We start from the raw sequence: 14,524 nt of genomic DNA, 5'->3' as shown, positions 1-14,524 counted from the left end.
ACGAAATTTATCTTGCTGAATGCCGGTTTTTGGGTGCCGAATCGGTCTGAACCGGATGTCTGAACCAGGATTAGTCGGGATTTTCCAGATTAAACAGGATTCTGAACCAGGATTATCTTGATTTTCCAGATTAATCAGGATTTTTGTGACGCGCCAGCCCAATCTTGTTTAATCTTGATAATCCTGGCTAATCCTGGTTCAGACATGTCTCGCCCCCGCTTCGACGATATTTTTATGGAACTGGCCGTTAACCTGGCCAAACGGTCGCACTGCATAAAGGCGCAGGTGGGGGCCGTACTGACCCGCGACACCCGCATCATTAGCATCGGCTACAACGGCCCACCCGCCGGTACGCACAACTGCGACGACGAATTTCCCGGCGTAGGTTGCCCGCGCGATTCGAAAGGCTCCTGTTCGCTGGCTCTGCACGCCGAAGAAAATGCCATTTTGTATGCAGCTAAAAACGGTTCGGAGATAGAGGGGGCTACTATCTACGTAACACTGTCGCCCTGCATTGCCTGCGCCCGGATTATCTACAGCATGAAAATTGCCCATGTCATCTACCTCCATTCTTACGCTGAATACAAAGGCATTGGCTCCGACGAAGGTGTTGATTTTTTGCGCCGTTTTGGCGTAAAAGTAGACCGTTACGTGCCGAGCGATGGCTTTGTGCTGCACTCCGAACCGCCCATTCCCCGAAAAGCGGCCCTGCCGACGGTGCCATGAATTTGCTGGCACACGCCTGGCTGTCGGGCCGCGACGAGGGGCTGATGATCGGTAACTTTATCGGCGATTTCATCAAAGGCGATCCGGCTCACCCGCGCCACGGCCTGACTTCAGGCGAACTGGCAGGCGTTCGGCTCCATCGGGCCATCGACAGCTTTACCGACGCCCATCCCGACGTAGCCGCCATCCGCGACATCCTTCGCCCGCGCTGCCACAAATACGCCGGTGCCGCCGTCGATATTTTTTTTGATCACTACTTAGCGGCTGATTTCCAATTTTTTACGACTGACTCGCTGCTTGAGTTTGTGCCGTATTTTTACGACGTTGTGCAAACAAACCAGCACCGCCTGCCCGCCGGAGCCACCCACATGGCCGACTATATGATCCGGCAAAACTGGTTAACCAACTATCAAACGCTCGAAGGTATCGACCGGTCACTGAAAGGATTGTCGCGCCGAACCGCCTTTGCATCGGGGTTAGATACGGCCATTATTGATTTGGAGACGCATTATACGGCCATTGGCGACCGATTCGCGCACTACTGGCCGGCGTTGGTGGCGCACATCGAGGCTGTAAAGCAGCGGCTTAGCGTTTAGCCCGCGCCAAACTCATGGCTTGCGGGGTCATGCCCAGAAACGATGCGATGTGGGTAAGTGGCACCTGCTCGAAAAGTTCAGGGCGTTGTCGAAGCAGGTTTTCGTAGCGTTCGGTGGTGGTATGGCAGCGGAGCGAAAAGCCATGTTCACGCAACTGAATGGCGTAACGTTCGATGAGCAACCGCCCCAGCCGGTCGAGTTCGGGATGGGCGTCGTAGAGTTGTTGCAGCGCGTTGTAGTGAACCGAATAAACGCGGGTATCGTCAATGGCCTGAATCCATTCAGGGCTGGGTTTACGCTCAATAAAACTCGGTAGCGACACCACCATCGATCCGGCCAGGCCGAGCCAGATGGTAATGTCAGCCCGTTCTGTGTGGGTAAACACACGCAACGCCCCCGACACAACGAAATGCGCGTAGCTGGCCGTTTGCCCGGCTTCCAGCAGATAATCGCCCCGTTTCAGCGACTGATGCATGAAACTGGCTGCTACGGCGTCTTCGATTACCGGCGATAGCGGAATGAATTGCGCGAAGTAGGCGAGGAGCGGGTGCGTCATTTCTTAAAAAATTTGAAGGGAATTAGCCTAAAAGCTGTATAATATTACATTTTTTTGATTACAGCGCGCATGGACATCATTCAAGACGACATAAACATTATCCTGGACGCAGTCGGAAACTGGCTGGGTAGCCTGCGCGGTATGGTGAACGATGGGTCGATCTTTTTCCGGGTCATGTTGCCACTCTACGTGCTGATGATTGTTGGCGAATGGGCGGTGTACATGTATCGGCATCGGGACGAATGGAACGGGCGCGACGCCTGGAGCAACGTGGCCATATCGTCGATGAACATGGTGTTTTCGGTTGTTTCGGGGGTGCTGCTGCCGTTTGCCGTCTTTTATTATATATACAGCGAATGGCGGTTGTTTACGCTGCCCGAAACGGGCTGGGGCTGGCTGCTGGCCTTTCTGCTGCACGATTTCATCTACTACGCCAATCACTGGCTTTCGCACCGCACGGGGTTGTTATGGGCCTTTCATTCCGTTCATCACTCCTCGCGGGAGTTTAACTTTACGGTAGCCGCACGGGGAACGTTCTTAGACGAAGCGCAGCAGGCACCTTTCTACGCCCTGATGCCCTTGCTGGGTGTATCGCCGTTTCAGATGGTGGTGATCAATATCCTGACCAGCCTGTTCGGTATTTTTAATCACACGCGTCTGGTTAAAAAGATGGGCTTTTTCGAGCATATTCTCGAAACTCCGTCGAATCATCGCGTCCACCACGGCACCAATCCCCACTACCTCGACCGCAACTACGGGCAGGTGCTGGTGGTGTGGGATAAACTGTTCGGCACTTACCAGCGCGAGGAAGAGGAACCTGATTATGGCCTGATTACCAACATCAATACGTACAATCCGATGCGGGTGCAGGTGGCGGGGTTTCGCTGGCTCTGGCTGCAAATGCAATCTGCCGACCGCTGGCCCGATAAGCTTCGGTATCTTTACAAACCACCCGGCTGGCGACACGACGGCCCCGGCCAGACCGCTGAAGATATACGAAGGGCACACTACAAATTACGAAGTGAGACAGCAACGTGCGATATTTGAGGCCAGTTAAGACATTGCTGGTCGTTAAATCGTACATCGTACTTCGTAAATCAGTTGATTGCCGCCGTTGATTCTCTGCTGAAAGACATCCGCAACAAGCGGATTGCGCCCGTTTATCTCATTCACGGCGATGAGCCGTTTTACCTCGACCGCATCGCCGACGAACTCGAAAAAGTAGCCGTGCCCGTGGCCGAGCGTGGCTTTAACCAGTTCGTACTGTTTGGTAAAGACGCCGACGTCGGTGCGGTGCTGAACTACGCCCGTCGGTATCCGTTCATGGCCGAACGGCAACTGGTATTAGTGAAAGAAGCCCAGCAATTGGCGGGTATCAACGACAAGTCGGCGCAGACACTACTCGAAGATTACGCCCTGAATCCGCTGCCCAGTACTATCCTGATGCTGTGCCACGTGAAAGAAGATGGCAAGCCAGGCTTAGACGAGCGCAAAGCTTGGGTGAAAGCCTTCGGTGCCAAGGGCAAGCTGCTGGCTGTTAAGAAATTGTACGATAATAAAGTGCCCGATTGGGTAGGAGAGTACTGCCGCGAACAGGGGGCCAAAGTATCGCCCAAAGCCTGCCAGCTCTTAGCCGACCACATTGGCAACGACCTGAAACGGCTGGCGGGCGAAATCGACAAAATCCTGATTAACCTGCACGTAGGCGAAGAAATTTCAGCCGCCACGGTCGAACGGTTGGTGGGTATCAGTAAAGAGTACAACGTATTCGAGTTGCAGAAAGCACTCGTAGCCCGCGATGTGGTAAAGGCTAACCGCATTGTCGACTATTTCGCCCGCAATCCGAAAGACAACCCGTTAGTCGTGATTCTGGCGCAGTTGTTCGGCTATTTCAGCAAAGTAATCTTAGTGCAACATTCGCCCGATCAGTCGGAGAAAGGGCTGGCTCCGCTCCTGGGTGTAAGCCCGTTTTTTGTGAAAGATTATCTGTCGGCGGCCCGCACGTTTCCACTGCCCAAAGTTGCCGACATCATCCATGCCATTCGCCGGGCCGATGCCCGCAGCAAAGGCATCGATACCCCCACGCTCACCGAGGGCGACATTCTGCGCGAGTTGGTTTTTGACGTACTCCATTGACACTCCCCCTACTAAAGCAGGGGGATTCTTACCCAACGCTTAGGCTACTTGCCTTACGTTACCGAGTAAAGGCTGAGTCCTCAGCCCAAAGTCCAAAATATTCAGAGCCGCGTTCTGGTCACGCTCCACCGTATGACCGTTCGCACACGTCCAAACACGGTCTGACAACGTTAATGCCTTGTTATGCCAACCGCATATCGAACAGATTCGTGAACTTGGTGCAAAGCGACCGATGCGCAGGATGTTCTTGCCGTACCAGTCGGCTTTGTAGTCCAACATCTGGTTGAACTCGGCCCAGCCCATCTCACCAATGGCCCGGCTCAGCTTGCGGTTCTGCATCATACCCGACGTGTTGAGCGTTTCCAGACACACCGTATCATACTCCTTGATTATCTGAGTTGAGGCTTTGTGCAGAAAATCCCGACGCTGGTTGGTAATGGTTTCGTGAAGTTTGGCAACAACCAACTTTTGCTTGTGCCAATTCTTCGACTGCTCTTTAGCCGGATCGCCGGACCGCCCCTTCTTAAATCGACGCGCCAACGTGCGTTGTTCGACACGAAGGCGGTTGAGCGACTTGCCCAAAAATTTGTGATTGGCCAATACTTGACCATCCGACAAAGTAGCAAACGTCTTAACACCGAGGTCGATACCTACTGCGGTGTCTCGGCTGATAGGTTGCCTGATGGGCTTAGACTGTTGAGTGTCAATCAGAAAGGAAATGTAATGCTTGCCGGAGGGAACCCGGCTCACAGTAACGGTTTTGATGTTGCCTGTAAACGCACGGCTGAATACACAATCAACCCATTTGAGTTTAGGCAGAAACACTTTCCCGTTTTCAAGGTCAACCTTTACGCCCTGTGGCAACTGAAACGACTGCTTACCCCGCTTGCTTTTGAACTTAGGGAAACCCGCCCCTTTGAAGAAAGCGGTGTAAGCATTGTCCAGATTGCGAAGGGCCATCTGTAACGCCTGCGAGGGGCAATCGCTCAACCACTGCGTACCGGCTTTGAGGTCGGTGAGCTGCTTGTTCAACTCAAAATAGTTGAGTGTTTTGCCATACTGTTTGTAGGCTGAAATCTTGGTTTCCAAGCCCAGATTATACACAAAACGAGTACAGCCAAACATCTGCGCCAGTTGGCTTTTCTGTTGGTCGTCCGGCAATATGCAGTATCTGTAAGCCCTGAGCATGGTTATAGATGTAATTCAGACTCTATAAGTTTAGTTCAGGACTACCCTTGTTTTCGGTTAATATAGTTTGCCCTGACAGGCTGACCTTATATCCCCGGCCTGAAGGCACGGGGGTTTACGGTCATTTTTCCTAAACGCAAAGACGGCTTTTTGCGTTATATTGCCGGGCGAATATGGAACCCACCGTCGATAAACCTGATTACATTAAAGAACGGATTAAGTTTGAGACTGAGTTTTTCAAACAATTAGCCACTTTGTTTTTATTAGTCGCTTCTGGGACGACGACTATCTTTGTAAGATTTGTGAATAATGTAAACTGGCTTGATGGTTTAGTTATTCTTACGGGGATAATTGTTTCGGCTGCTATCATTGCCGTTTTGCGCCAAAAACATAAAGTTATTTATAAACTTATTAATGACCTTAATCGGACAGAACCATGAATGAACTGATAATCGGACAGATAGTGGGCGTTAGCGGCTTACTCACGATGGCGGGAATTATTTTATGGTTCCTGCGCGGCATTCAGAAAGATGACCGTGAGATTAACAAAGACTGGTACAAACGTCATAACATGTGACGAACTCATTAGTCTGATAGCCAGCCGTTCCCGTTCAGGAGCGGCTTTTTTGTGCCTTATTTTACCGCGACATATAGCTTTCTACTGCGGCTTTTTGTAATTTTGCAACATTGTTGCATGAAATAGGTTCCCTTTTCGTAGAAATCTGGTGGGAACAAAAAGCATTGATGCAGAACGGTTGGCTAAAAAGGGGAATCGCAGTTGGGCTGTGCCTGTGGGCAAGCGCAGCTATTCATGCCCAGACACCCTGCTCAACCGTACTGACAGGCCAGATTCTGGCCCAAACGACACGTCAGCCTTTGCCCGGTGCCACCGTCTATGTTCGTGAACTGAGCATCGGTGCCGTGGCCGATACGACCGGCACATTTCGCCTGTCAACGCTTTGCAGGGGGAAATATACGCTTGTCTATCAATCGATTGGCTACAAGCCCATTGAGCAGATTGTAACGATTCAAACTGATCTGGCCCAGATTGTATCGCCCGCACAACTAAGGCCCGATAGCCAGACGTTGCAGGAAATAACTGTTACGGAACACCGCTCCGAAGCAAAACAGCTTTTGCAAACACAGGCCGAACTAAGCGGCCACGCGCTCGACGCATCGCGGGGGCTGTCGCTGGGCGAGAGTCTGAAAACGCTGCCGGGGCTGTATTCAGTGCAGACCGGGCCGAGCATTTCGAAGCCAGTGATTCATGGGTTGTACAGCAACCGGATTCTGACGCTCAACAATGGGGTTCGGCAGGAAGATCAGCAGTGGGGCAGCGAACACGCGCCCATGATCGACCCGTTTCTGGCCTCGCGTATCACAGTTATCAAAGGCGCGGCCAGTATTCGCTACGGCTCCGACGCCATCGGCGGGGTTATTCTGGTAGAGCCAAAACCTATGCCCACAACCCCCGGCCTGGGGGGCGAGATAAACGTTGTGGGTGGCACCAACGGGCGGCAGGGAACGGCGTCGGCACTGCTCGAACAGGCAGTTGGTGGCAACCTGACCGGCCTGAGCTGGCGGGTACAGAGTACGCTCAAACGGGTTGGATACGCCCGGACACCCAATTATTTCCTCGAAAACAGCAGCTACCACGAAACTAATTTTTCGGGCGCAGTAGCTTACACCCGCTCACTGCGCACAGGCGGAACGGCGGGTATCGATCTGTTTTACAGCCAGTTTAATACCAAAGTAGGGTTGTTCACGGGAGCGCAGGTAGGGAGTTTGTCTGATTTTTACGCGGCTATTGCCCGGCCCGAACCGCTGCGACAACCCGGCTTCTCCTACGCCCTCGACCGACCTTATCAGCACGTACAGCACGGCTTGCTGCGGCTGCGGGCTTTCCTGCGCTCCGACCGGCTGGGGAATCTGACGTTTACCTATGGGCGGCAGCAGAACGTTCGGCGTGAATATGACTTTTTGTCGTTCAGCCGCGTAACCGACCCCGAACTGTATCTGAAATTAGTAACGCAGACTGCCGACCTGATCTGGGAGCAGAAACCCGTAAAAACAGCTAATGGCGGGCAGTTTTCGGGCAGCGTTGGGGCCAACGGCATTACGCAGGGCAACGTTCGGAAATTCCTGTTTCTGATTCCCAATTACCGCAATTACGGGGCGGGGCTGTTTGCTCTCCAGCGTTACGCCTACAACAACTGGACAGTGGAGGGTGGCATTCGCTACGATTACCGCTGGCTGCGGGCCTTTTTCCTGGACGAAATCACCAACGCCGTTACCAATACCACCCGACAATGGCAGAACCTGACCGGCTCATTCGGCGTGACCTACCAACTTAGTCCACAACTGACCATCACGGGCAACCTCGGCACGGCCTGGCGGGCACCAAACGTCAACGATCTGTATTCTAATGGCCTGCACCAGAGTGCCGTAGCCTACGAGCGCGGCAATCCGAATTTACAGCCCGAACAGGCCCGCAACCTGAACCTGTCGGTCGAGTACACCGGCAAACGGCTTTATGCCGACCTGACGTTGTATAACAACTGGATCAATAATTACATCTACCTCAAACCCGACTCAGTGCCTATTGTGCGGCAGCGGGGCGCGTTTCCGTCGTTTACCTACAATCAGGTACGGGCTACGTTCCGGGGTATCGACGCTACCCTGCGCTACAAACTCGCCGAAGGGCTTACGCTGGTGTCGAAGACCTCGCTTTTGTTTGCCTACGACCACACCAACCGCGATTATCTCGTATACATCCCGCCCAATCGAACGGATAATGGTCTGCGCTATACCCTGCCTGACCGGGGGCGATTTTCGGGTATGTACGTGAGCGTGAGCAGTCAGTACGTGTCTCGGCAGAACCGGGTGCCAACCGTGACGCAACGCGAAGAAGGGGGCCGGATCATCTTTACCGGCGATTTTGCTCCGCCACCACCCGCCTACACGCTCTTCGGGGCTGAACTGGGTTTCAGGTCGCGGATTGGCCGGCAGCCGATCAGCCTCATCCTGACGGGTACAAACCTGCTGAACCGGGCCTACCGCGATTATTTAGACAGGTTCCGCTACTTCGCCGATGAGCCGGGCCGAAATGTTATGCTCAAACTGAAACTACCCCTCTCGTTTGGGCAAAACCGCACCGAATTAGTCTGGAATGATTCTGAATCCTAAAAATCTTTATCAACCTGATGTTTCACAATAAATGTTCATTCGTATGAATCTCGTTCGTAAATCGCTGTTGTTGATTCTTTCTATGGCTGTTCTGATCTCGGCCTGTAATAGAGATGAAGAAGACCCGGCCCCAACCGATGATAACGAAGCCATTACTACGGCTACGCTGACGCTTACCAGTCAGACAACGCCCGTGCAGACGGTAACGGCTACGGTCGAAAACCTGCATACCACCGCCGATTTCAGCCGGGCCACGCTCAACCTGCGGGCCAACACAACCTATACCGGCTCGATTACGCTGCTCGACAAAACCAAATCGCCTACGCTCGACGTGTCGAAAGAAGTAGCCGAAGAAGCCAACGAACACCTGTTGGTTTACACGTTCACGCCCGCTACCGGCTCGCCCGCGTCGATGACCGTTACAGCAACTGACCGCGATACTAACCCCGCGCCGGGGCCGTATCCCATCGGATTAGCCACGCAGGTGCGCACGGGTGTAGCAGGCAGTGGCCGACTCAAAGTTGTGCTCCGGCACCAGCCCAATACCAAAAACGGAACCCCTACGCCGGGTAGCTCTGACCTCGATACCGATTTCAACGTTGTGATTCAGTAATCGCATCATTTTGTTTGTCGAAACTGCCTGACTTACAGCAAGTCAGGCAGTTTCGTTATAAGGCAGTAGCGTAGCCGCGTAACTAATACGTGGCCCGGCCACCGGATAAGTCGAAAATAAAGCCGGTGGTGAAGCTCGCTTCGGGCGAAACGATCCACGCAGCCAAAGCAGCTACTTCCTCGACCGTACCCAAACGACTCATGGGTATTTTAGCCGTCATATAGGCCAACTGTTCGGGGGCGGTGTTGGCGTTCATAGCCGTTCGGATTACGGCGGGAGCCATGCCGTTTACGGTAATACCCGCTTCGGCATACTCTTTTCCAATGCCTTTTATCAGGCCAATCAGCCCCGCTTTTGTTGCCGAATAGCCAACCATGAGCGGATTTCCTTCTTTGCCTGCAATGGAAGCCATGTGCAAAATTCGCCCATACTGGCGCGGCTCCATTGCCTTTACTGCCCACTTGGTCATCAAAAAAGCCCCGCGCAGATTCACGGCATACAGCCGGTCGAAATCAGCGGCTGAATAGTCGGTGATACGGGTATTGGTCGGCCCGACGATGCCCGCCGAGTTGACCATAATATCCAAGCGACCATGCGTGTCTAAAACCGCCTGTACGGCTTCGGCAACCGGTTCTTCGTCCGAAATATCGAGTGTATATCCCGACACTGATAATCCCAGGTCGGTCAGTTCGGCAACGGTTTGGCTGAGCAACGGCCCGTTACGGTCGAACAGGGCTACCGTTGCCCCCTCAGTAGCCAGCCGTTGGGCAATACCTTTGCCAATGCCTTCGGCTCCGCCGGTGACGATGGCGATTTGCTGCGCGAAACGGTTGCTCATGCGGATGGTTTAGGCAAAGTAAGCGGCACACGGGCAGGATTTACTTTCTTCTGAAGCGCAAATTTGATAGTCGATATAGGAGTATTTGCCGGGGGCGTTGCTCTTTTCGGTTATAATCACCTCGATGAACAGACGCCATTTTTTAGCCCAAACAGCCGCTGGTGCGCTGGCTCTGTCGTGGCCGGGACTCGCCCGCCCGGCACCCGCCACGCGCATGGGTATCGTCGTGCATTCGTACTGGCAGCGGTGGCAGGCCAAAACCGACAGTCCGGCTTATCCACGTTTTACGAACGCGCTCGACCTGCTGACCCACTGCCACGAACTCGGTGCGGGTGGCATACAGGTAGGCGTAGATGGCTGGACCAGCGATTTTGCCCGGCAGATACGCGACAAATGCGACAAATGGGGGCTGTATCTCGAAGGCTCCATTGCCCTGCCTAAAAAACCAGACGACACGGTTGCCTTCGAGCAGCAGTTAGTACGGGCCAAAGAAGCTGGTGTTGGCATCGTCCGAACCGTATGTTCGCCGGGCCGTCGCTACGAAACCTTTACATCGCTGGAAGCCTGGCAAACATTTCAGAAAAACGCCGTTGCCATTTTACAGGCCGTCGAGCCAATACTGCAACGGCATACTATGCGCCTGGGTGTCGAAAACCACAAAGACTGGCGGGCGCATGAAATGGCGTTGGTAATGAAGCAGTTGAGTAGCAAATGGATTGGCGTTACGCTCGATTTCGGGAATAACGTCGCCCTGCTCGACGACCCGCTGGACATGGTCCGAACGCTGGCTCCGTATGTGGTCAGTACACACATCAAAGACATGGCCGTGGAAGAATACGCCGATGGGTTCCGGCTGTCGGAAGTACCGCTCGGGCAGGGTATTTTAGACCTGCCTGCTATGATTGCGCTGTGTCGGCAACACAACCCGGCGGTCACGTTCAGTTTGGAAATGATTACCCGCGACCCACTGACTATTCCCTGCCTGACCGATAAGTACTGGACTACGTTTGCCGATACGGCTGAAGCCGGTACGGGCGGGCGCGACCTGGCCCGGACGCTCCGCCTGGTTCGTCAGCATAAACCTGCCGATGGCCTGCCCACCGTTATGCAACGCAGCCCCAACGACCGGCTGGCCGCAGAAGATCGCAACATTCGGCTTTGCCTGGCCTACGGGCGCGAAAAATTAGGACTTTGATATGACAGAACAACCCCTACCCGGTATCAACCAATTTAACCTGACTGGCCGAACGGCTATCGTTACGGGCGGCTCCAAAGGGCTGGGCCTGGCAATGGCTGCTGGACTGGCTTCGGCGGGCGCGAACCTGATGCTCGTGAATCGAAACATTGCCGAGGGCGAACGGGCTGCCAGCCAACTCCGGCAGGATTTCGGCGTACAGGCCGTTGCTTTTGCCGCCGACGTAACCAACCCTGCCGATGCCGCAGCCGCAGCCACCGCAGCGATGGATACTTACGGGCGCATCGATAGTCTGATTAACAGTGCCGGTATCAACATTCGGGGGCCAATTGACGAACTCAGCCCCGACGATTTCAACCAGGTAATGTCGGTGAACGTGACGGGCACGTGGCTCTGTTGCCGGGCCGTAACGCCGTACATGAAACAGGCAGGGCAGGGGCGGATCATCAATCTCGCCAGTACGCTGGGGCTGGTGGGGCTGGCGAATCGCACTCCTTATACGGCCAGCAAAGGAGCCGTGGTGCAACTGACCCGCGCCCTCGCTCTGGAACTGGCACCATTCAATATCACAGTGAACGCCATTTGCCCCGGACCTTTCCTGACCGATATGAACGTATCCATTGCTGACACCGAAGAGGGTAAAAAGTTTGTGGTGGGTGCAACAGCACTGGGCCGCTGGGGCGAACTGCGTGAAATTCAGGGAGCCGCCATTTTCCTCGCCAGCGATGCGGCCAGCTACATGATCGGCTCGATGCTCACCGTCGATGGCGGCTGGACGGCGAAGTAACGGAGTCATAGAGTGATTGACTGATAGAATGATTGACTGTCAATATGAAAAGAACCCGCGTTCGTTATGGCATGTTGGCGTTGGTGTTTGTCAACGTAGTCATCAACTACATCGACCGAACCAATATCTCCGTGGCCGGGGCCGCACTAAGCAAAGACCTCAATCTGACGTCGGTGCAGTTGGGCTATATCTTCTCGGCCTTCGGCTGGACGTATGCGCTGCTGCAAATTCCGGGCGGGTTGCTGGCCGACCGTTTCGTGCCGCGTGTGCTGTACGCCGTTTGCCTGATAAGCTGGTCATTGGTCACTGTTTTGCAGGGGTTTGCCCGCAGTTTTGCGGCTCTGTTCGCGCTGCGGCTCGCAACCGGCACGTTCGAGGCTCCGTCGTATCCAATCAACAACCGAATCGTTACCAACTGGTTTCCCGAAAACGAGCGGGCATCGGCCATCGCCCTGTATGTGTCGGGGCAGTTTATCGGGCTGGCCTTTCTGACGCCCGTTTTAGTGACGATACAGGCGTATGCAGGCTGGCCGGGGCTGTTTTTCGTAACGGGGCTGGTGGGGCTGGTCTGGGGCGTTATCTGGTATCTGTTCTACCGCGACCCGCTCGATCATCCGGGTGTGAACGAAGCCGAACTGACGCATATCGAAGCCGGGGGCGGGCTGGTCAGCGGTCGGCAACCGGCCAAACCAACCGTCTGGCGGTGGGCTAATCTGAAACACGTACTATCGAACCGAACGCTGTGGGGCGTCTATATCGGGCAGTTCTCGGTCAACGCGCTGCTCTGGTTTTTTCTGACCTGGTTTCCAACCTATTTAGTTACTTACCGGGGGCTTGACTTTATCAAATCGGGCTACTTGGCCTCTGTGCCGTTTCTGGCGGCCTGCGTCGGACTGCTGCTGTCGGGCTTTGTATCAGACCGGCTCGTGCAGCAGGGCCGGTCGGTGAGCGTGGCCCGAAAAACCCCCATTATTATCGGTATGTTGCTGTCGGTGAGCATTGTAGGGGCCAACTACACCAACGATACGGCACTGATTATTTTCTTTATGGCCCTCGCGTTTTTCGGCGCGGGCATGGCTCTGATTTCGTGGGTGTTTGTATCGCTGCTGTCGCCCAAACCGCTGATCGGCCTAACGGGGGGCGTGTTTAATTTTATGGGCAATCTGGCGTCGATTGTGGTGCCGATTGTGATTGGCTACTTGGCCAAAGGGGGCGATTTTCGGCCCGCGCTGCTGTTTGTCGGGGCGTTGGGGCTGGTCGGGGCGTTGTCGTACATGTTTATCGTCGGCAAGATCGAGCGGGTTCCGGAGCCGGTATCGTCGCAGCCCGTGAATTTTTGAACGTAATCTCTCCTCAAAATGAGCAACTACACGCGTTGGCGAACAAGGTGTTTCTTCGTTGAAACTGTTGATTTATCCTTGTAAATATAACATTTTGTGTTATAATTGCAAGGATGATACTTCGCGATACTCAACTCGAAATCGCCCAACTCTTGGACGAGTTCCCCGCCGTTGCCGTTCTTGGCCCTCGCCAGGTGGGCAAAACTACGTTGGCCCAGGACATTGCCGCATCGGTTAGCCCTGATCCGATTTATCTTGACCTGGAAAGTCCGAGCAATCTTGCCAAACTGCAAGAACCAGAAGCCTATTTCGATTTGCATCAGGGACAGCTTATTATATTGGATGAAATTCAGCGCGTACCCGAGTTATTTGCCGTGCTACGCGGTGTTATCGACCGACGACGCAGGCAAGGTTTTAAGACCGGACAGTTTCTTATCTTGGGGTCGGCATCGCTGGATTTGCTGAAGCAGGCATCTGAGTCTTTGGCAGGACGCATTGCCTACAAAGAACTGCCAGGGTTAACTGCTGCCGAAATCATCGCCCAAACAACGAGTGATCAAAGCAGGCTTTGGCTGCGTGGAGGCTTTCCTGACAGCTTTTTAGCCAAAACCGACATCGCAAGCCTGCGCTGGCGGCTGAACTTTATCAGTACCTACCTGGAACGGGATGTGCCACAGTTTGGACCACGTATTCCAGCCACTACCTTACGTTCTCTATGGACAATGCTTGCTCACAATCAGGGAACGCAGTTGAATATGGCGCAAGTAGGGGCCGCTCTTGGCGTTAGCATACCAACGACCAAACGCTATATTGACCTGCTCGATGATCTGTTGCTGACCCGCACATTGCGTCCGTGGTCTGGTAATATTGGGAAACGATTAGTCAAAGTGCCAAAGGTCTACATCCGCGATAGTGGCATTACCCATGCGTTGCTGAACCTCACAACGTTAGATGATCTATTGGGGCATCCGGTCGCTGGGGCCAGTTGGGAAGGGTTCGTGATAGAAAACCTATTAACCTGTCTTCCATCCGGTGTTACGCCCTGGTTTTACCGAACCTCAGCGGGTGCGGAGATTGACCTCGTTATCGAACGAAACCGACAACAGCTATACGCTATCGAGATCAAACGTTCATTTACCCCCTCAATCTCCAAAGGTTTTTATTCAGGCTGTGATGACATTGGTGCAACGGGCCGGTTTGTGGTTTATCCGGGCAGCGAGCGTTACCCAATTGCCAAAGATGTTACCGCGATACCATTGGTCGAGATGATGCAGGAATTGCGCGCTGTTCGGTAGCGGGCATTTTCCTAAGCGTTGGTTGCACATAAAAAAACCGTTACACACAACGTGGGTAACGGCCTGAC

15 protein-coding genes are annotated in these 14,524 nt (G+C 53.9%); 12 read left to right on the top strand and 3 right to left on the bottom strand.

Annotated elements, in window-relative coordinates; genetic code table 11:
- Nucleotides 1-204 precede the first annotated feature (204 nt).
- Nucleotides 205-726, top strand: a complete 522-nt coding sequence (locus tag AWR27_RS08060; protein ID WP_077130710.1) for a deoxycytidylate deaminase — start codon at nucleotides 205-207, stop codon at nucleotides 724-726.
- The gene (locus tag AWR27_RS08055; protein WP_077130709.1) at nucleotides 723-1,322 is read left to right on the top strand and encodes an acyl carrier protein phosphodiesterase; all 600 of its coding nucleotides are present in this window, start codon (nucleotides 723-725) and stop codon (nucleotides 1,320-1,322) included. The genes AWR27_RS08060 and AWR27_RS08055 overlap by 4 nt, the downstream gene beginning before the upstream one ends.
- Here the strand turns inward: AWR27_RS08055 and AWR27_RS08050 are convergent.
- Nucleotides 1,312-1,878 carry a Crp/Fnr family transcriptional regulator gene (locus tag AWR27_RS08050; protein WP_077130708.1) on the bottom strand — a complete coding sequence of 189 codons (567 nt, stop codon included), beginning with the start codon at nucleotides 1,876-1,878 and terminating at the stop codon, nucleotides 1,312-1,314. The two genes, AWR27_RS08055 and AWR27_RS08050, sit on opposite strands and share 11 nt — an antisense overlap.
- 69 nt (nucleotides 1,879-1,947) lie before the next feature.
- Here AWR27_RS08050 and AWR27_RS08045 point away from each other — a divergent pair, with 69 nt between their 5' ends.
- Both AWR27_RS08045 and holA read left to right on the top strand, forming a co-directional pair.
- On the top strand, nucleotides 1,948-2,925 hold the full coding sequence (locus AWR27_RS08045) for a sterol desaturase family protein (protein ID WP_077130707.1): 978 nt from the start codon (nucleotides 1,948-1,950) through the stop codon (nucleotides 2,923-2,925).
- Between the two features lie 54 nt (nucleotides 2,926-2,979).
- Nucleotides 2,980-4,014, top strand: coding sequence for a DNA polymerase III subunit delta (holA, locus tag AWR27_RS08040; RefSeq protein ID WP_077130706.1), 1,035 nt, complete (start codon nucleotides 2,980-2,982; stop codon nucleotides 4,012-4,014).
- 39 nt (nucleotides 4,015-4,053) lie between these two features.
- On the opposite strand, the gene AWR27_RS08035 is transcribed toward holA, so the two are convergent.
- Nucleotides 4,054-5,202, bottom strand: coding sequence for an RNA-guided endonuclease TnpB family protein (locus AWR27_RS08035; protein WP_077130705.1), 1,149 nt, complete (start codon nucleotides 5,200-5,202; stop codon nucleotides 4,054-4,056).
- A gap of 173 nt (nucleotides 5,203-5,375) precedes the next feature.
- On the opposite strand from AWR27_RS08035, the gene AWR27_RS08030 reads away from it, so the two are divergent.
- The 4 genes from AWR27_RS08030 to AWR27_RS08020 all read left to right on the top strand — a co-directional run bounded on the left by AWR27_RS08030 (nucleotide 5,376) and on the right by AWR27_RS08020 (nucleotide 9,001).
- A complete protein-coding gene (locus AWR27_RS08030; RefSeq protein ID WP_077130704.1) occupies nucleotides 5,376-5,642 on the top strand; it encodes a hypothetical protein in 267 nt (88 codons plus the stop codon).
- Nucleotides 5,639-5,779: a hypothetical protein gene (locus tag AWR27_RS25245; RefSeq protein ID WP_157579174.1), complete on the top strand. Its 141-nt coding sequence runs from the start codon at nucleotides 5,639-5,641 to the stop codon at nucleotides 5,777-5,779. Before AWR27_RS08030 ends, AWR27_RS25245 begins: the two co-directional genes overlap by 4 nt.
- 167 nt (nucleotides 5,780-5,946) lie before the next feature.
- Nucleotides 5,947-8,388 (top strand): TonB-dependent receptor, encoded by a 2,442-nt coding sequence (locus tag AWR27_RS08025; RefSeq protein WP_077130703.1) that lies wholly within the window; start codon nucleotides 5,947-5,949, stop codon nucleotides 8,386-8,388.
- A gap of 43 nt (nucleotides 8,389-8,431) precedes the next feature.
- Complete coding sequence (locus AWR27_RS08020) at nucleotides 8,432-9,001, top strand: hypothetical protein (protein WP_077133868.1); 570 nt, start codon at nucleotides 8,432-8,434, stop codon at nucleotides 8,999-9,001.
- A gap of 82 nt (nucleotides 9,002-9,083) precedes the next feature.
- Here the strand turns inward: AWR27_RS08020 and AWR27_RS08015 are convergent, their stop codons facing one another.
- Entirely contained in the window at nucleotides 9,084-9,839 is a 756-nt protein-coding gene (locus tag AWR27_RS08015) for an SDR family NAD(P)-dependent oxidoreductase (RefSeq protein ID WP_077130702.1), read from the bottom strand.
- 124 nt (nucleotides 9,840-9,963) lie between these two features.
- On the opposite strand from AWR27_RS08015, the gene AWR27_RS08010 reads away from it, so the two are divergent.
- The 4 genes from AWR27_RS08010 to AWR27_RS07995 all read left to right on the top strand — a co-directional run bounded on the left by AWR27_RS08010 (nucleotide 9,964) and on the right by AWR27_RS07995 (nucleotide 14,456).
- Nucleotides 9,964-11,034: a sugar phosphate isomerase/epimerase family protein gene (locus AWR27_RS08010; RefSeq protein ID WP_077130701.1), complete on the top strand. Its 1,071-nt coding sequence runs from the start codon at nucleotides 9,964-9,966 to the stop codon at nucleotides 11,032-11,034.
- 1 nt (nucleotide 11,035) lies between these two features.
- Nucleotides 11,036-11,821: an SDR family NAD(P)-dependent oxidoreductase gene (locus tag AWR27_RS08005; RefSeq protein ID WP_077130700.1), complete on the top strand. Its 786-nt coding sequence runs from the start codon at nucleotides 11,036-11,038 to the stop codon at nucleotides 11,819-11,821.
- Nucleotides 11,822-11,865: 44 nt separating this feature from the next.
- A complete protein-coding gene (locus AWR27_RS08000; RefSeq protein WP_077130699.1) occupies nucleotides 11,866-13,161 on the top strand; it encodes an MFS transporter in 1,296 nt (431 codons plus the stop codon).
- 113 nt (nucleotides 13,162-13,274) lie between these two features.
- Entirely contained in the window at nucleotides 13,275-14,456 is a 1,182-nt protein-coding gene (locus AWR27_RS07995) for an ATP-binding protein (protein WP_077130698.1), read from the top strand.
- Nucleotides 14,457-14,524: the final 68 nt, after the last annotated feature.

Origin of the sequence: Spirosoma montaniterrae (genome assembly GCF_001988955.1) — a bacterium.
In the GTDB taxonomy this organism is placed as follows: Bacteria; Bacteroidota; Bacteroidia; order Cytophagales; family Spirosomataceae; genus Spirosoma; species Spirosoma montaniterrae.
Note: the sequence above shows the minus strand (reverse complement) of the source record. Positions and strands in the feature narration are given on the sequence as shown.

Bases quoted from the DNA above. Each gene is read 5' to 3' on its own strand.
- AWR27_RS08060 (WP_077130710.1), top strand. From the start codon at position 205: ATGTCTCGCCCCCGCTTCGACGATATTTTTATGGAACTGGCCGTTAAC.
- AWR27_RS08055 (WP_077130709.1), top strand. From the start codon at position 723: ATGAATTTGCTGGCACACGCCTGGCTGTCGGGCCGCGACGAGGGGCTG.
- AWR27_RS08050 (WP_077130708.1), bottom strand. From the start codon at position 1,878: ATGACGCACCCGCTCCTCGCCTACTTCGCGCAATTCATTCCGCTATCG.
- AWR27_RS08045 (WP_077130707.1), top strand. From the start codon at position 1,948: ATGGACATCATTCAAGACGACATAAACATTATCCTGGACGCAGTCGGA.
- AWR27_RS08035 (WP_077130705.1), bottom strand. From the start codon at position 5,202: ATGCTCAGGGCTTACAGATACTGCATATTGCCGGACGACCAACAGAAA.
- AWR27_RS08030 (WP_077130704.1), top strand. From the start codon at position 5,376: ATGGAACCCACCGTCGATAAACCTGATTACATTAAAGAACGGATTAAG.
- AWR27_RS25245 (WP_157579174.1), top strand. From the start codon at position 5,639: ATGAATGAACTGATAATCGGACAGATAGTGGGCGTTAGCGGCTTACTC.
- AWR27_RS08025 (WP_077130703.1), top strand. From the start codon at position 5,947: ATGCAGAACGGTTGGCTAAAAAGGGGAATCGCAGTTGGGCTGTGCCTG.
- AWR27_RS08020 (WP_077133868.1), top strand. From the start codon at position 8,432: ATGAATCTCGTTCGTAAATCGCTGTTGTTGATTCTTTCTATGGCTGTT.
- AWR27_RS08015 (WP_077130702.1), bottom strand. From the start codon at position 9,839: ATGAGCAACCGTTTCGCGCAGCAAATCGCCATCGTCACCGGCGGAGCC.
- AWR27_RS08010 (WP_077130701.1), top strand. From the start codon at position 9,964: ATGAACAGACGCCATTTTTTAGCCCAAACAGCCGCTGGTGCGCTGGCT.
- AWR27_RS08005 (WP_077130700.1), top strand. From the start codon at position 11,036: ATGACAGAACAACCCCTACCCGGTATCAACCAATTTAACCTGACTGGC.
- AWR27_RS08000 (WP_077130699.1), top strand. From the start codon at position 11,866: ATGAAAAGAACCCGCGTTCGTTATGGCATGTTGGCGTTGGTGTTTGTC.
- AWR27_RS07995 (WP_077130698.1), top strand. From the start codon at position 13,275: ATGATACTTCGCGATACTCAACTCGAAATCGCCCAACTCTTGGACGAG.